The sequence below is a fragment of the Pseudomonas syringae pv. tomato str. DC3000 genome (assembly GCF_000007805.1).
GTDB lineage: Bacteria > Pseudomonadota > Gammaproteobacteria > Pseudomonadales > Pseudomonadaceae > Aquipseudomonas > Aquipseudomonas avellanae.
In genome coordinates this window covers 6,277,441-6,295,088 of sequence record NC_004578.1, presented here as the reverse complement: position 1 = coordinate 6,295,088, position 17,648 = coordinate 6,277,441, and the positions used below count along the sequence as shown (strand labels likewise).

The 17,648-nt window shown below is 59.0% G+C and carries 18 protein-coding genes; 9 read left to right on the top strand and 9 right to left on the bottom strand.

Annotated features, from left to right (window positions below; all coding sequences use genetic code 11):
* The first annotated feature begins 172 nt into the window (after positions 1-172).
* The gene (locus PSPTO_RS28635; RefSeq protein WP_007244980.1) at positions 173-1,396 is read left to right on the top strand and encodes an N-acetylmuramoyl-L-alanine amidase; all 1,224 of its coding nucleotides are present in this window, start codon (positions 173-175) and stop codon (positions 1,394-1,396) included.
* A gap of 5 nt (positions 1,397-1,401) precedes the next feature.
* Here the strand turns inward: PSPTO_RS28635 and PSPTO_RS28630 are convergent, their stop codons facing one another.
* Positions 1,402-1,800: a hypothetical protein gene (locus PSPTO_RS28630; protein WP_005768307.1), complete on the bottom strand. Its 399-nt coding sequence runs from the start codon at positions 1,798-1,800 to the stop codon at positions 1,402-1,404.
* A 141-nt stretch (positions 1,801-1,941) separates the two neighbouring features.
* Between PSPTO_RS28630 and zigA the strand changes: the two genes are divergently transcribed.
* Both zigA and PSPTO_RS28620 read left to right on the top strand, forming a co-directional pair.
* Positions 1,942-3,153: a zinc metallochaperone GTPase ZigA gene (gene zigA / locus PSPTO_RS28625; RefSeq protein WP_011105544.1), complete on the top strand. Its 1,212-nt coding sequence runs from the start codon at positions 1,942-1,944 to the stop codon at positions 3,151-3,153.
* Positions 3,153-3,803 carry a DUF1826 domain-containing protein gene (locus PSPTO_RS28620; RefSeq protein ID WP_005768309.1) on the top strand — a complete coding sequence of 217 codons (651 nt, stop codon included), beginning with the start codon at positions 3,153-3,155 and terminating at the stop codon, positions 3,801-3,803. The genes zigA and PSPTO_RS28620 overlap by 1 nt, the downstream gene beginning before the upstream one ends.
* 6 nt (positions 3,804-3,809) lie before the next feature.
* Here PSPTO_RS28620 and PSPTO_RS28615 read toward each other — a convergent pair whose 3' ends face one another.
* Positions 3,810-4,181, bottom strand: coding sequence for a hypothetical protein (locus PSPTO_RS28615; protein ID WP_007244983.1), 372 nt, complete (start codon positions 4,179-4,181; stop codon positions 3,810-3,812).
* 52 nt (positions 4,182-4,233) lie between these two features.
* On the opposite strand from PSPTO_RS28615, the gene PSPTO_RS28610 reads away from it, so the two are divergent.
* Positions 4,234-5,205, top strand: a complete 972-nt coding sequence (locus PSPTO_RS28610) for a CobW family GTP-binding protein (RefSeq protein ID WP_011105543.1) — start codon at positions 4,234-4,236, stop codon at positions 5,203-5,205.
* A 48-nt stretch (positions 5,206-5,253) separates the two neighbouring features.
* On the opposite strand, the gene PSPTO_RS28605 is transcribed toward PSPTO_RS28610, so the two are convergent.
* Positions 5,254-5,646, bottom strand: a complete 393-nt coding sequence (locus PSPTO_RS28605) for a DUF3301 domain-containing protein (RefSeq protein ID WP_005621919.1) — start codon at positions 5,644-5,646, stop codon at positions 5,254-5,256.
* 118 nt (positions 5,647-5,764) lie between these two features.
* On the opposite strand from PSPTO_RS28605, the gene pdxY reads away from it, so the two are divergent.
* On the top strand, positions 5,765-6,631 hold the full coding sequence (pdxY, locus tag PSPTO_RS28600) for a pyridoxal kinase PdxY (protein WP_005768313.1): 867 nt from the start codon (positions 5,765-5,767) through the stop codon (positions 6,629-6,631).
* A gap of 46 nt (positions 6,632-6,677) precedes the next feature.
* Here pdxY and PSPTO_RS28595 read toward each other — a convergent pair whose 3' ends face one another.
* Positions 6,678-7,163: an acyl-CoA thioesterase gene (locus PSPTO_RS28595; protein WP_003378342.1), complete on the bottom strand. Its 486-nt coding sequence runs from the start codon at positions 7,161-7,163 to the stop codon at positions 6,678-6,680.
* A 292-nt stretch (positions 7,164-7,455) separates the two neighbouring features.
* Between PSPTO_RS28595 and PSPTO_RS28590 the strand changes: the two genes are divergently transcribed.
* Positions 7,456-9,219 carry a cation:proton antiporter gene (locus tag PSPTO_RS28590; protein WP_005768314.1) on the top strand — a complete coding sequence of 588 codons (1,764 nt, stop codon included), beginning with the start codon at positions 7,456-7,458 and terminating at the stop codon, positions 9,217-9,219.
* A 39-nt stretch (positions 9,220-9,258) separates the two neighbouring features.
* Here PSPTO_RS28590 and PSPTO_RS28585 read toward each other — a convergent pair whose 3' ends face one another.
* The 3 genes from PSPTO_RS28585 to uvrD form a co-directional block, all read right to left on the bottom strand.
* On the bottom strand, positions 9,259-9,666 hold the full coding sequence (locus PSPTO_RS28585) for an SMI1/KNR4 family protein (protein ID WP_005768316.1): 408 nt from the start codon (positions 9,664-9,666) through the stop codon (positions 9,259-9,261).
* A 130-nt stretch (positions 9,667-9,796) separates the two neighbouring features.
* Complete coding sequence (locus PSPTO_RS28580; protein WP_005768318.1) at positions 9,797-10,639, bottom strand: Tim44 domain-containing protein; 843 nt, start codon at positions 10,637-10,639, stop codon at positions 9,797-9,799.
* Positions 10,640-10,863: 224 nt separating this feature from the next.
* Positions 10,864-13,047 (bottom strand): DNA helicase II, encoded by a 2,184-nt coding sequence (gene uvrD / locus PSPTO_RS28575; protein WP_011105542.1) that lies wholly within the window; start codon positions 13,045-13,047, stop codon positions 10,864-10,866.
* A 320-nt stretch (positions 13,048-13,367) separates the two neighbouring features.
* On the opposite strand from uvrD, the gene hexR reads away from it, so the two are divergent.
* Positions 13,368-14,234 (top strand): transcriptional regulator HexR, encoded by an 867-nt coding sequence (hexR, locus tag PSPTO_RS28570; RefSeq protein ID WP_005768321.1) that lies wholly within the window; start codon positions 13,368-13,370, stop codon positions 14,232-14,234.
* Positions 14,235-14,327: 93 nt separating this feature from the next.
* On the opposite strand, the gene PSPTO_RS28565 is transcribed toward hexR, so the two are convergent.
* Positions 14,328-14,639 carry a hypothetical protein gene (locus tag PSPTO_RS28565; protein ID WP_005768323.1) on the bottom strand — a complete coding sequence of 104 codons (312 nt, stop codon included), beginning with the start codon at positions 14,637-14,639 and terminating at the stop codon, positions 14,328-14,330.
* A gap of 257 nt (positions 14,640-14,896) precedes the next feature.
* Here PSPTO_RS28565 and PSPTO_RS28560 point away from each other — a divergent pair, with 257 nt between their 5' ends.
* Positions 14,897-15,082: a PA3496 family putative envelope integrity protein gene (locus PSPTO_RS28560; protein WP_005768325.1), complete on the top strand. Its 186-nt coding sequence runs from the start codon at positions 14,897-14,899 to the stop codon at positions 15,080-15,082.
* Here the strand turns inward: PSPTO_RS28560 and PSPTO_RS28555 are convergent.
* Positions 15,036-15,986 (bottom strand): LysR family transcriptional regulator, encoded by a 951-nt coding sequence (locus tag PSPTO_RS28555; protein ID WP_005768326.1) that lies wholly within the window; start codon positions 15,984-15,986, stop codon positions 15,036-15,038. The two genes, PSPTO_RS28560 and PSPTO_RS28555, sit on opposite strands and share 47 nt — an antisense overlap.
* A 213-nt stretch (positions 15,987-16,199) precedes the next feature.
* Here PSPTO_RS28555 and PSPTO_RS28550 point away from each other — a divergent pair, with 213 nt between their 5' ends.
* A complete protein-coding gene (locus PSPTO_RS28550; protein WP_011105540.1) occupies positions 16,200-17,615 on the top strand; it encodes an acetyl-CoA carboxylase biotin carboxylase subunit in 1,416 nt (471 codons plus the stop codon).
* Positions 17,616-17,648 lie beyond the last annotated feature (33 nt).

The window sequence follows — 17,648 nt, the reverse complement described above, 5'->3', positions numbered from 1 at the left end:
TGGAACATCGACTGAAAAGGCGATGATTTATTGTCGCCGATGGCTTGCAGTTGATGACGGAATCTTCATGAAGCGCTTCATCTTGCGTCTGTAACTGCATGTTATATTGTTACTATTACGTGGATGAACCCTTCATGAGCCGGGATGCTCGATTTGCTCTTTGAGACATTCCATGCACCGACGTCAAGTGTTGCTCAATATGTTGCTGGCCAGCGCCGCCCTGACGTTGCCGTTTGGCGTGTGCGCTACGCAGATCAGTAATGCGCGCCTTTGGCGGACCAACGACAAGCTACGGCTGGTGCTCGACCTGAGCGGCCCGGTGCAATACAAAACCTTCTCGCTGACTTCGCCCGACCGTCTGATCATTGATGTCAGCGGTTCGCGGCTGACTGGCGATTTCAGCCAGCTGGCGCTGGATCGCACGGTTATCAAATCGATTCGTTCCGGTCACTACGGCACGGGCGATGACACGCGCATCGTGCTAGACCTGACTGCGCCGGTGCAGCTCAACAGCTTCTTGCTCGGCCCGGAAGGCGGGCAGGGCCACAGGCTGGTGCTGGACATGAGTTCCACGGCTCGTGCGCCGGTACAGATGGCCGAGCTGCCGCCGCCCGTGCCGGTTCCCATCCAGAGCAAAGCGCGCACCGGCCGCGACATCATGGTGGTGGTCGACGCCGGTCATGGCGGCAAGGACCCAGGTGCTGTCGGGTCGCGTGGCGAGCGCGAGAAAGATGTGGTGCTGTCGATCGCCCAGTTGCTGGCCAAACGCTTGAAGCGCGAGAAGGGTTTTGATGTGCGCTTGGTGCGCAATGACGACTTCTTTGTGCCGCTGCGCAAGCGCGTCGAGTTCGCGCATAAATCCAATGCCGACATGTTCATCTCCGTGCACGCCGACGCCGCGCCTCGTCTGACGGCGTCCGGTGCTTCGGTGTTCGCGTTGTCCGAAGGCGGCGCCACGTCGGCAACCGCGCGCTTCATGGCGCAGCGGGAAAACGGTGCGGACCTGCTGGGCGCGACGTCGCTGCTCAACCTCAAGGACAAGGACCCGATGCTTGCCGGGGTGATTCTCGACATGTCGATGAACGCCACCATCGCCGCCAGTCTGCAACTGGGTCACACGATACTGGGCAGCCTGGAAGGCATCACCACGTTGCACCAGAAGCGTGTGGAACAAGCCGGATTCGCGGTGCTCAAATCGCCGGATGTGCCGTCGATTCTGGTTGAAACCGGGTTCATCTCCAACAGCCGTGACAGTCAGCGTCTGGTCACAGCGCGCCATCAACAGGCCGTTGCGGACGGGCTGTTCGATGGCCTGCAACGTTACTTCCAGCGCAACCCGCCCATGGATTCGCACCTGGCCTGGATGCAGGCGCAAAAGCAGGAGCAGCAGGCGTGAGCCCGTCAGCGGCAGCCATTCAGGCGGCTGCAGGTGATCTTGCTGCGCGTACCGCTTGAGCTGGATACCCGCGTGATGGTGGTCCAGCCCACGCGCTGGACAGTGCCAACCCAGGCTTCGCCATTCGAGGCCAGCCCGGTAAAAAACGTCAGTTGACCATAGCGAGTGTTGGTCTGCACCCAGCGACGTTTATCAATCTTCTCGTAACCTCTCAACCAGGTCGTCGAGCCCGCGGTGACAACGCTGTAGCTGTTGCCCTGTGCGTCGCTGCACGCCAGAACGGTCACGCTGCGTGTGCAAGTCGCGAGGTCGGCCGGGGGCTTGCCGAATGCTGCCATTGCCTGCGCACTGAACAGCACCGCTAGACCTATCGAAGCAATCAGACCTGTTGAAACCCGATTCATTAAGATCCCTTCACCAAGGTCAGTAGCTATTGTGTGTTGTTATACTATAACATCATGAAGTGATTAGAGCCGGCTGCCTGAGGGATTCGTTGCAGCCGACATAAACAAGGCCCAAGCCTTGCAGCTGCCCGGAGAATCCTGATGGCAAACCTTCTACCTGTTACCGTCCTTTCCGGTTTTCTCGGTGCCGGAAAAAGCATCTTACTCAATTACATACTGCGCAATCGTGAAAACTTGCGAGTTGCGGTGATCGTCAATGATATGAGCGAGATCAACATTGATGGCGGCGAAGTTCAGCGCGATGTCAGCCTGAACCGCGCCGAAGAAAAGCTGATCGAGATGAGCAATGGCTGCATTTGCTGCACCCTGCGCGAGGATTTGCTCGAAGAAGTCAGCCGCCTTGCCCAAGACGGTCGTTTTGATTACTTATTGATCGAATCCACGGGTATTTCCGAGCCGTTGCCGGTCGCCGAGACCTTCACCTTTCGTGACGAGGCAGGCAAGAGCCTGATGGACCTGGCGCGGCTGGACACGATGGTCACTGTGGTCGACGGGGTGAATTTCCTGCTTGATTACGAAGCGGCAGACGGCTTGTCCACACGCGGCGAAAGCCTCGGCGAAGATGATGACCGCTCGATCACTGACCTGTTGATCGAACAGATCGAGTTCGCCGACGTCATCCTGCTCAGCAAGATTGACCTGATCAGCTCCAGCGAGCGCGAAGAGCTGATGGCCATTCTGAAACGCCTGAACCCTGATGCGCAGATCGTGCCGATGGTCATGGGTCAGGTGCCGCTGGCGACAATTCTCAACACCGGTCGTTTTGACTTCGAGCGTGCGTCCCAGGCCCCTGGCTGGCTGAAGGAAATGCGCGGTGAACATGCGCCGGAAACCGAGGAATACGGCATCGCCTCGACGGCTTATCGTGCTCGTCGCCCCTTTCATCCGCAGCGCTTCTTCGATCTCATCAATCGCCCCTGGACCAACGGCAAACTGCTGCGCTCCAAGGGTTTCTTCTGGCTGGCCAGCAAGTACAAGGACGCGGGCAGCTGGTCGCAGGCGGGCGGCTTGATGCGTCACGGTTTTGCCGGACGCTGGTGGCGCTTCGTGACCCGCGACAGCTGGCCTCAGGACAAGGAAAGCGTCGCATCGATTCTGGAAAACTGGTCGAGCGAAACCGGCGACTGCCGTCAGGAGCTGGTCTTCATCGGGCAGAACATCGATTTCACGCTGCTCACGGCCGAACTGGACAACTGCCTGCTCACCGACGACGAGATGGCTGCAGGTGCCGAGCGCTGGCGCCAGCTGTCCGATCCCTTTGGCGAATGGTATGAAGACGAGGTGGCTGCCTGATGCTCGCGTATCGTATGAAACACAAGCCTGTGGTCCGTCAGGCGCAGGACTGCACGCCCGACGTGCTGAGCCAGGTGCTGGAAGACGGTGTAAATCTTGCTGTCTGGCAGCGTCGTTTGCCCGCGCACATCGAGGATTTCAGCACATTGCTGTTGTCGATGGGTCAGCCGCTTGCCGAGTCGATGACCCTGGAAGTGAAAGGCGGCGAAGTCGAGCCTGATTTGAGTACGCTGGCACGTGGGTATGCCGATCTGCAGGGTTATCAGGGCTTCATCGCCGACGTGTCCTGGCTGGTGAGCGCTTATGCCTGCCTGCTGGGGGCCGAGTGTGTCGGCTTACGCCTGCGGGTGCTCGACAAGGCCATGTGCCCGCGCTTCCATGTCGATCATGTGCCGGTGCGGTTGATTACCACCTATGGCGGAGTCGGTAGCCAGTGGCTGCACGAAGGCGTCATGGACCGTAAGCAACTGGGTCGCGCCGAAGCCGAGCCAGGCGATGCTGCCGATATTCAGCAGATCAACAGCGGTGACGTGGCATTGCTCAAGGGCGAGCGCTGGCATGGCAATGAGGGCGCGGGCCTGATCCATCGTTCGCCGCAATTGGTACGTAACGAGCGCAGGCTGATTCTGACCCTGGACTGGCTCGCATAGGGCGGGTTACGGCGTGATCCACTGACCCTTGCTCTGGCCTTCGCAAAAAGGTTTGAGGTACAGCGCGTCGCGGGCCACGCCGTAATAGTGGATGTTCTCGCGGTAGGGCATATTGGCCACCTGCGCGTTGCGACAGACGCCGAATGCGCCAGCCGGGCACTGCGCCGAGTAGGTCGTCTCGGTTTTCTGCCCGGCCAGTTGCGGCTGGCAAAAACTGTCGTGGAACAGGTTGGCCGGGATGTTGATGTTTTCCTGGCAGACTTTGACGTCCAGCCGCTCGGCCTGGCTATGCACCAGACACGCCTCAGCCCACGCCGTACCTGAAAACACCGCCAGCAGCATCAGCGCCAGGCGAGCAGTCGGCTGTATCGCTTGCATCGTTACCTTTCCTTGCTCTTCAATGAACCACGCACTCTTCAAAAGTGATCCCATGCTGCAGAACATCCCCACGCACGTTATCGGCGGCCCGCTGGGTGCCGGCAAGACCAGCCTGATCAAGCGCCTGCTAGCGCAGAAACCTGCCCATGAACGCTGGGCGGTGCTGATCAACGAGTTCGGGCAGATCGGCCTGGACGCCGCGCTGCTGACCACAACTGCCGATGGTATCGCACTTGGTGAAGTGGCTGGCGGCTGCCTGTGCTGCGTCAACGGGGTGCCGTTCCAGATTGGTCTGGGCCGATTGCTGCGCAAGGCCCGGCCTGATCGATTGCTGATCGAGCCTTCGGGGCTGGGGCACCCAGCGCAACTCATGGCCCAACTGCGCGAAGCACCCTGGCGTGGCGTGCTGACGGTGCAGCCCGGCGTGATGGTGCTGGACGCAGCGGCGATGGCGACCGGCCAGCCGTTACCGGCCACCCAGCAGGAAGCGCTGGCTGAGGCGGGGCTGGTGGTGATGAACAAATCCGAACAACTGGATGAAGCGGCGCGTCAGGCCCTGGCAGAACAGATGAAGCCATGCGCGTTGCTGTGGACCCGGCATGCAGATCTGTCGCTGAGTCGTTTGCCGGGATTCGTTGAGGGCACGGCTGTGGATAAACACGCTGTGGATAACCTGACGTTGCCCAACAGCATCGGACGGTTGCCTGCCCTGTGGGCTGACCCGAACGTGCCGATCTGCCTGAGCCAGACCAGCGCCGAAGGCTGGAGTGTGGGCTGGCGTTGGCACCCCTCGCAGCAATTTGATCTGCAGCGCGTGCTGCATTGGCTGGAAGGCATGGCGTGGCGACGGGCGAAGGTGGTTATCCACAGCGAGGGCGGCTGGTATTCCGGCAATGTCCTGGAGGGTGCACCACTGGCCTGGCAAATCAGCGAATGGCGACAGGATTCGCGCCTGGAACTGATCTTCTCGGCGCCGCAGGATGTGGATACATTGCAGGCGCAGATGGCGGGGTGCCTGGCCTGACGCACCGGCGCACAGGTCGCCCATACAACGATTTGCATTACCTGGCCGCTACTGCTTCCACTTCTGATGCGATTGACGCCATTCGCTCATTTGAATAATTTCAGCGCTGGGTGGTGGCGTTTTGATTTCAAAGGGGTAGGGTGCCAGTTCGATTTGCGCGGTGTGTGCGCCGAACAGGGTGATCGTGCCCGGATGACGTTGCTCGCCAGTCACGGTGAACTCGAAGGCATACACCCGAGCCAGACGCTTGCGACCCTGAGTGTCGAGGGCGAAGGTCAGGCGGCGCAGGGCGACCGCGTCGTCCAGCAGCTGGAGTTCGAGCCGTGCGCAGTGCTGTTTGACGCGTGCCAGCGCTTTTTCACGCAGACCATGGGCGTGCCACCACCAGGCCGCGGCGCTCGCGAACAGCATAAGCACGAAAATGTTTCCCAGGGTCAGCATGACGGAGTGCTCCAACGTAGGAGTCACCAGCTTAACTGTCCTGAGTGATTTACAGCCATACTGCGCAACTTATATTTCTCATTATTGCATTTGCATCGTGTTCAGGATTCTACCCGCCATGAAACGTACGCCCCACTTGCTCGCTATTCAGTCCCATGTGGTGTTCGGCCACGCCGGCAACAGCGCAGCGGTGTTCCCGATGCAGCGTATTGGAGTCAATGTCTGGCCGCTCAACACGGTTCAGTTCTCCAACCACACGCAATACAAGCAGTGGACGGGCGAAGTCCTGGCCCCGCAGCAAATCCCCGCGCTGATCGACGGTATTGCCGCCATTGGCGAGCTGGGTAACTGTGATGCGGTGTTGTCCGGCTATCTGGGCAGTGCAGCGCAGGGGCGGGCGATTCTGAGTGGTGTGGCGCGCATCAAGGCCGCCAATCCCAAGGCGCTGTACCTGTGCGACCCGGTGATGGGCCATCCTGAAAAAGGCTGCATCGTACCGCCGCAAGTCAGCGATTTTCTGCTCGAGGAGGCCGCAGCCGTGGCTGACTTCATGTGCCCCAATCAGCTGGAACTGGACAGCTTCTCGGGCCGCAAGCCTGAATCACTGCCCGATTGTCTGGCGATGGCACGGGCGCTGTTGGCGCGAGGCCCCAAGGCCATCGTGGTCAAGCACCTCGATTATCCCGGCAAGGCCGCCGATGGCTTTGAAATGCTGCTGGTGACCGCCGAGGCCAGTTGGCACCTGCGCCGTCCGCTGCTGGCGTTTCCGCGCCAGCCGGTTGGTGTAGGTGATCTGACGTCCGGGTTGTTTCTGTCGCGAATTCTGCTGGGCGACGATCTGGTCGCGGCGTTCGAGTTCACCGCAGCAGCAGTCCATGAAGTGCTTCTGGAAACCCAGGCGTGTGGCAGTTACGAGCTGGAACTGGTCCGTGCCCAGGATCGCATCGCGCATCCCCGGGTGAAGTTCGAAGCCGTGCGGTTATAACCTCAGCCGTTCAAGCGACTCAGGCGTCCTTGCCTGAGTCAGCGCATTACAAGGCTTCTTCCTTGATGTCCTGATAACGCTTCTCCAGTTCCTGGCGGATCTGGCGGCGTTGTTGCGCCTGAATGAAACGGCGCTTGCCTTCCGGCGTTTCCGGCTCCAGAGGCGGGACAGCCGCAGGTTTGCGATTGTCGTCCACGGCGACCATGGTGAAGAAACAACTGTTGGAATGACGTACCGAGCGCTCGCGGATATTTTCAGTGACGACTTTGATACCGACTTCCATCGACGTGTTGCCGGTGTAATTGACCGATGCCAGAAACGTCACCAGCTCGCCGACATGCACCGGCTCGCGAAAAATCACCTGATCCACCGACAGTGTCACCACATAGCGGCCGGCATAGCGGCTTGCGCAGGCGTAGGCCACTTCGTCCAGGTACTTGAGCAACGTACCGCCGTGCACATTGCCAGAAAAGTTGGCCATGTCCGGGGTCATCAATACAGTCATCGACAGCTGGGCGTTTCCGGGTTCCATAGCGTACTCACACGGTCAAGGTGTTCAAAGGACGCCTATGCTGGCGCTCAATAGGGCTTGCGACAGTTATCGGGACGCTGGCCAGCAGACGGCCGTCACGCGTCATAACTATCTGTTTCCATATATTGCACCGGCTTTATGTCCAAGGGGGCGGTGTTAACCTGCAAAAACCCGTGGATCGGGTTTTTTCTTACGTTTTAATCGGATTTCGATGACGAACCGGGTGGCTCACGCCTTACAAGGTGTGGCGATGTCGGTTGCGAACGTCATCACCAAAAGGAGCTTTGCCGCCATGCATGCCATCAATTTCATTCAAGACCTGGCAGTGATCATGCTGGTGGCGGGCGTAGTGACCATTCTCTTTCATCGCCTTCGTCAGCCCGTGGTACTCGGTTATATCGTCGCCGGCTTCATCATCGGCCCGCACACGCCACCGGTCAGCCTGATCCACGATGAGGACACCATCAAGATCCTGGCCGAGCTGGGGGTGATCTTCCTGATGTTCTGCCTGGGGCTGGAGTTCAGCCTGCGCAAGCTGTTCAAGGTCGGGGCCACAGCGTTCATCGCCGCGTTCCTCGAAATTGCCCTGATGATCTGGATTGGTTACGAGATCGGTCAGTTCTTCGGCTGGAAAACCATGGACTCGCTATTTCTCGGCGCGATTTTGGCGATCTCCTCGACCACCATCATCGTCAAGGCGCTCAACGACCTGAAGATGAAGAACCAGCATTTCGCCCAGTTGATCTTCGGCGTGCTGATCGTCGAAGACATTCTGGGCATCGGCATTATCGCGCTGCTGTCGGGCATTGCGGTCAGTGGTTCGGTCAGTTCGGGCGAAGTGTTCTCAACGGTCGGCAAGCTGTCTCTGTTCATGATTGTGGCGCTGGTCGTCGGTATTCTGCTGGTGCCGCGATTGCTGTCCTACGTCGCCAGGTTCGACAGCAACGAGATGCTGCTGATTACCGTGCTGGGCTTGTGCTTCGGCTTCTGCCTGCTGGTGGTCAAGCTGGAATACAGCATGGTATTGGGCGCGTTCCTGATCGGCGCGATCATGGCCGAGTCGCGAGAGCTGCTGAAGATCGAACGGTTGATCGAACCCATCCGGGACATGTTCAGTGCGATCTTCTTTGTCGCCATCGGCTTGATGATCGATCCGAAAATCCTTCTGGAATATGCCTGGCCGATTGCAGTCATCACTGTCGCGGTGGTGTTGGGCAAGATGATTTCCTGCGGCCTTGGCGCGTTTATCGCCGGCAATGACGGCCGTACCTCACTGCGTGTGGGCATGGGGCTGTCACAGATTGGCGAGTTTTCCTTCATCATCGCGGCGCTGGGCATGACCCTGCAGGTCACCAGCGATTTCCTGTACCCGGTGGCCGTCGCTGTATCGGCAATCACCACGTTGCTGACGCCCTACCTTATTCGCGGCGCTGATCCGTTGTCGCTCAAGCTGGCCGCAATAATGCCCCGGCGCGTGGCGCGGGTGTTCGGCATGTACGGTGAATGGCTGCGCAGCATTCAGCCGCAAGGGCAGAGCGCAGTGCTCGCCGGGATGATCAGGCGGATTCTGCTGCAGGTTGGTGTCAACCTGGCGCTGGTGATGGCGATCTTTTTCAGCGGTGGCTACTTCGCGGAACGTCTTGGCGGGTACATGGACGAGTGGGTGGCAGATGTCAGCCATCAGAAAGCCTGGATCTGCGGTGCGGCATTGCTGCTGTCGCTGCCGTTCCTGATTGCGGCGTACCGCAAGCTCAAGGCGCTGTCGATGTTGCTGGCAGAGATGGGCGTCAAGCCCGAGATGGCCGGCCGACATACCGTGCGTGTGCGCAAGGTCGTGGCGGAGGTGATTCCGTTGTTGTCGCTGGTGGTGATCTTTGTGATGCTGGCGGCGTTGTCGGCCAGTATTCTGCCGGCCAACGAATTGCTGCTGGTCGTTGTTCTGGTGGCTGCGCTGGTCGCCGCTTTGCTGTGGCGCTGGCTGATCCGCGTGCATACGCGGATGCAGATCGCGCTGCTGGAGACGCTGGGGAATAATCAGGAATCATCCGGGCATTGAGCCCGGTGATCTTTTCACAACCCGTGCAGCAGAGGTGCCTCAGCTTTCCAGCCAGACATCCCGAGCCCAGTGCCAGACCGACTCCCAGCTTTCTTCGGTAACCAGTTCTTCTTCGGCGGACCACAGCAACACAGTGCCGTCTTCCTCGACGCAGTAATAGTCTTCGCCGTCCTGGCAGATCGGGATCAGCTCGCGCGGCACGCCCAGATCCCAGGCGGTGGCACAGACTTCCGGCAGGTAGGTGTGCGACTGCGGGTCGGTCACAGTGACCGGCTCAAGGCTGCCATACACCACGTCGCTGACCGTCAGGAGAAACTCCTTGAAGACGAACGGGATGTTGATAAACAGCTGTTCCTCGATCTCGACCAGTTGGTCCTCGTCGGGCAGCTCAAGCGGAACCGGGACTGGTTCATTCGCTTCACGCAATTGTTCGATGACTTCTTCCACGACACGGATCCTCTCACTTGATGGCGCGGGTTATACAGTAGCGTAAAGCCTTTCTCAAAATAACTATCCGAACGGATAAACAAAAACCCCGGACATGTCCGGGGTTCTGAACGCGAGAACGGAATCTGGTTCAACCGTTCTGGCGAATTCCTGCGACCAGCCAAGGCTGGTTTTCACCTTGCGGGCGCTCCATGTTCCAGCTTTCGCTGAACACTTCGCCCTGGTCAAAGCGCGAGGTCTTGGACACGCCGGAGAAGGTCAGGGTAGCGATGGTCTTGTCGGCACGATCATCCAGACCGTCCAGCTGCACGTGCAGGTTATCGATGAAGGTCGACTGGAAGCCATCGCCCAGGTCTGCACGTTCCTTTTTCAGGAACTGCAGCATTTGTGGGGTGACGAACTCGGCGATCTTGTCCATCTCGTTGGCGTCCCAGTGCTGCTGCAGCGACTGGAAGTGACCACGGGCGGCGTCCAGAAAGCGCTCTTCGTTGAACCAGGCCGGTGCGTTGATGACGGGTGCGGCGGACGCAGGCGACGAGCTGCCGAAGATCGGGTTCTGTGCCGGCTGGCTGGTTTCACGCTGGTACGGCGCACCGGCAGCGGCCATTTTCGGCTGTTGCTGCTGACGACGGCGAGCGATGAAGCGGAAGATCAGGAAGGCGATGAGGCCCATGATCAGGATGTCGAACAGTTGCAGGCCGTTGAAGCCGTCACCCATGAACATCGACGCGAGCAGGCCACCGGCAGCGATACCGGCCAATGGGCCCAGCCAGCGGGAGGCACCGCTTGGCGCAGCAGCAGGGCGGCCAGCCGCGTTAGGCGCAGCTGCCGGAGTAGCCGGTGCGGTCTGGCGAGCCTGATGCGTAGGTGCCGAGCCCATGCTCTTGCCGCCACCGAAGCGCGCGGCGTTCACATCCAGGCTCATGGTGAGCCCGATGCACAGCGCCATCGCGATGCTTAGAAAACGTTGCATAAGGGTATTCCCGTTTTGTGATTGCACGCGCGCCATGTTGCACAGCAGATGCCGGCATGACCAGCGCGTTAGTGTTTCGGACTTTTACACAAATAGCGTAGGACTTTTCAGCGCGCTTCGTAGGACTTGTGATTAACCCCACGCAACGAGGTTATACACAGGTCTTGGAACGCCCGGAATAAACGATAGTCAGGGGCGTATGGACGATGATTGACCGGCCTACCCTACAACGCCACCAGCTTCGCATAGCCCATCATCAGCCACTTGCTGCCTTCGGCGAAGTTGACCTGCACGCGTGCCTGGGCGCCAGCGCCTTCGAAGTTGAGGATCACGCCTTCGCCGAACACCGCATGCTGCACGCGCTGGCCCATGGCGAACTCGGTTTCCGGAATGCCGGTGCCGTTGAACAAGCTGCCGCTGTTGAACTTCGGAGTGCCGCCGAAAGGACGGCTCACGCTGTTGGACAAACGGACTTCCTGAATCAGCGCAGGCGGAATCTCGCGGACGAAACGCGAAACCTTGTTGTAGGTTTCGCTGCCGTACAGGCGGCGTGTCTCGGCGTAGGTCATCACCAGCTGTTTCATGGCACGGGTGATGCCGACATAGGCCAGACGCCGCTCTTCTTCAAGACGGCCCGGTTCTTCCAGGCTCATCTTGTGCGGGAACAGACCTTCTTCCATGCCCACCAGAAACACATGCGGGAATTCCAGGCCCTTGGCGCTGTGCAACGTCATCAACTGAATGCTGTCTTCATGCTCTTGCGCCTGAGTGTCGCCAGCTTCCAGCGAAGCATGGCCGAGGAAGGCGGCCAGCGGGGTCAATTCTTCGTCGCTCTCGTGATTTTCGAAAGCCCGAGCGGCGCTGACCAGTTCCTCAAGGTTTTCTACCCGGGCCTGGCCTTTCTCGCCTTTTTCCTGTTCGTGATAGGTAATCAGCCCGGACTGCTCGATGACTGTCTGAGTCATCAGGTGCAGCGGCATTTCCATGACCTTGGCCGACAGGTTCTCGATCAGCTCGATAAACCCGCCCAGCGCGCCGGCAGCGCGGCCAGTCAGGCCCTTGTTGGCGACCAGCAGGCGCATGGCTTCCCACATCGACACGTCGGCATGCCGCGCGTGCTCGCGAATCGCTTCGACGGTTTTCTCGCCGATGCCGCGTGCCGGAACGTTGATCACCCGCTCCAGCGCGGCATCGTTGCCGCGACCTTCCAGCAGGCGCATATAGGCCATCGCGTTCTTGATCTCGGCGCGCTCGAAAAAGCGCTGCCCGCCATAGATGCGGTACGGAATACGCTCGCGCAGCAGGGCTTCTTCCAGCACCCTAGACTGGGCGTTGGAACGGTACAGAATGGCGATGTCGTTGCGTGAGATGCCGGTTTTCAGGGCGCTCTCGATGGTCTCGACCACGTAACGCGCTTCGTCGTGTTCGTTGAAGGCGGCATACAGATTGATCAGCTCGCCATCGCCGACGTCGGTCCACAACTCTTTGCCCAGACGCCCGCTGTTATTGATGATCAAACCGTTGGCGGCTTTGAGGATGCTCGCCGTGGAGCGGTAGTTCTGCTCCAGGCGGATCACTTCGGTGTCCGGGAAATCATCGGAATACTGATGGATGTTCTCGATCTTCGCGCCACGCCAGCCGTAGATGGACTGATCGTCGTCGCCGACCACCATCAGGCTGTCGCCACCCTGAGCAAGCAGGCGCAGCCAGGCATATTGCACGGCGTTGGTATCTTGAAACTCGTCCACCAGTACGTGGCGGAAGCGGCGCTGGTAGTGCGCCAGCAAGCCAGGGTTGTCACGCCACAGGTCCAGCGCGCGCAGCAGCAACTCAGAGAAGTCGATGACGCCTGCACGCTGGCAGGCAGCCTCGTAGGCTTCGTAAACGCTTTTCATGGTGGTCAGGAACAGATCGCCGCTGGCCTGAATATGTTTCGGGCGCAGGCCTTCGTCTTTCTGACCATTGATGAACCACTGAGCCTGACGCGCAGGCCAGAGTTGCTCGTCCAGACCCAGCTCGCGCATCACGCGCTTGACCAGACGTTGCTGGTCATCGCTGTCGAGAATCTGGAAGGTCTGCACCAGCCCGGCTTCCTGCCAGTGCGCCCGCAACAGGCGGTGCGCCAGGCCGTGGAAAGTGCCTACCCACATGCCAGCAGGGCTGATGCCCATGAGCTGCTCGATGCGGTGGCGCATCTCGGCAGCTGCCTTGTTGGTGAACGTCACCGACAGGACCGAATGCGGGGAGGCTTGCTCGACCTGCATCAGCCAGGCGATGCGATGCACCAGCACTCGGGTTTTGCCGGAGCCAGCACCGGCCAGGACCAACTGACGACCCAATGAGGCGGCTACGGCCTGACGTTGGGCATCGTTGAGGGAATTAAGAAGAACAGAGAGATCATCGCGCATCAGCGCATTCTAGGGTGCCGCGCGATGACGGGCAAACCATGCTTTGCGTCAGGCATAAAAAATGAGCAGGTGCTGACGACCGGTCGTCGCCATGCTGCCTGGCTTGAATAAGGTCAGTCTATCGTTGCCCGATGAGCGTGCGCGGGTCTGGTGTGAGGCTCGACGTAATGTAGGATTATTCCCACATATTTTTTTGAATTTTCCTTTTCAGGCTCGCGCAGGACGTTCCAGCGTCGTTTAACTGGGCGGTTTGCAGGTCATGTAGTATAACTACAAGAAAGCTACAACCCAGCCCATCTTCCCTTTGTTGAGTCTGCCCCTTGAATCTGCTGCAACACATCGCTCAGTCACGTCACCTGCTGCGCAAATCGGAGCTCAAAGTAGCCGACCATGTGCTGCTTGACCCTGCGGCTGTGATGCACAGTTCCATGGCCGATCTGGCGCACAGCGTCGGCATCAGCGAGCCGACCATCGTGCGTTTCTGTCGCGCCATTGGTTGCACCGGGTTTCAGGACCTCAAGCTCAAGCTGGCGCAAAGTCTGGCGGCGGGCGCCAGTTTTGGGCAGTTCGCGATTCACGAAGATGATTCGGTCGCTGATTACAGCCTGAAGATTTTCGACACAACCCTGCACACGCTTATGGAAGTGCGCGAGAACCTTGATCCCCACGCCTTGCAGCAGGCGGTCACGGCGATGGCCGGGGCCAATCGGGTGGAGTTTTATGGGTTTGGTGCATCTGGCGCCGTGGCTGCCGATGCGCAACACAAGTTCTTTCGACTGTTGCTGACCGCCGCTGCGTATTCCGACCCGCACATGCAGGCCATGTCGGCAGTTACGCTCAAGCCGACCGATGTAGCAGTGTGCATTTCCCAGTCGGGGCGCTCCAAGGACTTGTTGATCACCGCCAATCTGGTCCGCGAAAGCGGCGCTACGCTGATCACGCTGTGCCCGAGCCAGACGCCGCTGGCCGAGCTGTCTTCGGTCAACCTGGCCATCGATGTGCACGAAGACACCGAAATCTATACACCGCTGACCTCGCGTATCGCACATCTGGTGGTTATCGATGTGCTGGCAATGGGCGTCGCGATGGCTCGAGGGCCGAGCCTGGTCAATCACCTCAAGAGCGTCAAGCGCAGCTTGCGCGGCTTGCGTTTGTCGCCGAAGTCGATCAAGAGCCACGAAGACTGACGGCATTCATGGTCAGCTACAACAAAGAGGAAAGCTCTCCCCGGAAACCCTGAGGCATCCGGAGAGAGCTGTCCTTAATCTGCTGCTTGTCGATCAATGGATGACGGTTATGTCATCAATGCCTACCAGCAACTTATTGTCCTGATAGATCCAGACGGAGGTAATGGTCGGGTCGCTTGGCTGGGTGTATATAACCTGTGCCTCGCCCATAACTTGCAGGCCGTAGTCTTCTGTTTTGTAGGTCAGGTTCAGGACCAGTTGGCCTGTACCACCCTGTGTGTTGCTGACGGTCAGCATGGGGAACGTGTTGCTGGCGGTTGTAGGTACGACGCCTGCTACTGTCAGGGTGTTCACGTCTGACGCTCTGTCATCGCGCACAATCCAGTTTTTGTTTTGGCTAGTCATTGTGTAGCTCCTTGCTATGATTTCATTTAATGGGTGAGTTGCATCCTGCAGGGCCAGTTTCTTTCGTTGGGGGCATCGGAGTGCGGTAAATATATATTTTTCTCATTTCCGAGCTGGCTATCACGTTTCAAAATTTAACCAAGCTGTCATGTGTCCGCCGCCTGACTGTCACTGTAGCGCTCCATTCTGGTGCTCCCACAAAACGTATTGGGAGACAGGACATGGCTCGGCATTACGATGATTTACCCAACAGCACCGTGAAAACCCGCCGTCAGCAGGAAGATCAGCGTCGCATGGAGTTTCGTCGGGCAATCGAGAGCTACAGCGAAGCGCGGCAGCTCAATCAGGAGCTTTGCGACTACATGGACGGTGTGAAAAACGCAGTCTGGCAGACCGCTACACCGCCTGCGGTCGACCGTCGAAGCGCTCGACAAGCTGGCTGATCTGCGCACGTTCGGTGCGGATGAACGCAAGAAAGGCGTGTGCCACGGGTGACAGGCGTTTGTCCCTGGCCTGAACCACGCACCAGCTTCGGTACAGCGGCAGCTCCGCCACTGGCAACTCTACGAGAGTGCCGGTGGCGAGTTCCTGGCAGACCGCATGCCGCGTCAGCATCGCCAGGCCCAGCCCGGCAACCACGCATTCACGCTGCGCTTCGCTGGACGACACCTCCAGGGTCTGGGTGAAGTGCACGCGTTTCTCCTTGAAATACTCCTCGCAGGCCCGGCGTGTACCCGATCCCGTTTCGCGGGTCAGCAGCGGCCACGGCTCCAGGTCTTTCAGGCTCAACGTTTCACGGCTGCTCAGCGGATGATCCGGCGGGGCCACGGCCACAATCGGGTTGTTGAGGAAGGGCAGAAACTCAAGGCCCATGTCCAGAGGCACTGCCGACATCACCACCAGATCGTCGCGGTTATCCGACAATCGCCTGATGATCTGCGCACGGTTGACCACCATCAGGCTCAGGCTGACTTCCGGATGCTGGCGTTTGAATGCAGCGAACAGGTGAGGAATGAAGTACTTGCAGCTCGACTCGACCGCAAGCTTCAGCTGGCCTTGCAGCGAGCCCTGCATATCGGAGAGCTGCATATCCAGGCTTTCAAGGCGCCCGAAAATATCCCGGCTGGCCAGTTGCAGCGCTTCGGCGGCTTCTGTCATGTAGAGCTTCTTGCCGACGTACTCGAACAACGGCTGGCCGATCAGCTCTTCAAGCTGGCGAACCTGCAGGCTGACGGCGGGCTGTGTAAGGGACATTTCTTCTGCGGCGCGGCTGTAGGAGCGCAGGTCGCACACTTCGTTGAAAATACGCAGCTGACGCAATGTCATACGCATCAATGACTTACGCATGTATAAGGCCTTCAGAGGGGCGGCTGGGCGTTCAACTATAAGCTTTTACTTATGCACGACCCAATTTTTAATCATTTTTGTTAATCCTTGATCAGGGCTAGGGTGTCCCTGCGGCATTCAGTCACATGCCTGTCTGCAAAAACGGCTGTAAAGCGCCATGCAGATGTATCGACCGGTTTGACCGGGTTTGTCCTTAGGGTCGAGGAAACACCAGTGATAACAAAAATTCTGATCGCCAACCGCGGAGAAATCGCCGTCCGCATCGTGCGTGCCTGTGCCGAAATGGGCATTCGCTCGGTAGCGATCTTCTCCGATGCGGACCGGCATGCCTTGCACGTCAAGCGGGCCGACGAAGCCTATAGCATTGGTGCCGAACCACTGGCCGGTTACCTGAACCCGCGCAAGCTGGTGAATCTGGCGGTGGAGACCGGGTGTGATGCATTGCACCCAGGTTATGGTTTTTTGTCGGAAAACGCTGAACTCGCTGACATCTGCAATGAACGTGGCATCAAATTCATCGGGCCGTCGGCAGAAGTGATTCGCCGTATGGGCGACAAGACCGAAGCGCGGCGCAGCATGATCAAAGCCGGTGTGCCGGTAACGCCGGGTACTGAAGGCAATGTGGCAGATATCGAAGAAGCGCTGGTCGAAGGCGAGCGTATCGGTTATCCGGTGATGCTCAAGGCCACTTCCGGTGGTGGGGGGCGCGGTATCCGCCGTTGCAACAGCCGCCAAGAGCTGGAGCAGGCTTTCCCCAGGGTGATTTCCGAGGCGACCAAAGCCTTTGGCTCGGCAGAAGTCTTTCTGGAAAAGTGCATCGTTAACCCCAAGCACATCGAAGCGCAGATTCTCGGCGACAGCTTCGGCAACGTGGTGCACCTGTTCGAGCGTGACTGTTCCATTCAGCGCCGTAACCAGAAGCTGATCGAGATCGCTCCCAGCCCGCAACTGACCCCTGAGCAGCGCGCCTATATCGGCGATCTGTCGGTGCGTGCGGCCAAGGCTGTCGGTTACGAGAACGCGGGTACCGTGGAGTTTCTGCTCGCCGAGGGCGAGGTGTACTTCATGGAGATGAACACCCGTGTACAGGTCGAGCACACCATCACCGAAGAAATCACCGGCATCGACATTGTTCGCGAGCAGATCAGCATCGCGTCCGGCCTGCCGTTGTCGGTCAAGCAGGAAGACATCATTCACCGCGGTTTTGCCCTGCAGTTTCGAATCAACGCAGAAGACCCGAAAAACAACTTCCTGCCCAGCTTCGGCAAGATCACCCGGTATTACGCCCCCGGCGGGCCTGGCGTGCGCACCGACACGGCGATTTACACCGGCTACACGATTCCGCCGTACTACGACTCCATGTGCCTGAAGCTGATCGTCTGGGCATTGAGCTGGGAAGAGGCGATGGACCGCGGCCTGCGCGCGCTGGATGACATGCGCCTGCAAGGGGTGAAGACCACGGCTGCCTATTACCAGGAAATTCTGCGCAACCCGGAGTTTCGCAGCGGTGAGTTCAATACCAGCTTTGTCGAAAGCCACCCTGAGCTGACCAATTACTCGATCAAGCGCAAACCCGAAGAGCTGGCCCTGGCCATCGCTGCCGCCATTGCCGCACATGCAGGCTTATGAATGAGTCAGCTGCAAGTTGTCAGCTGCAAGCTT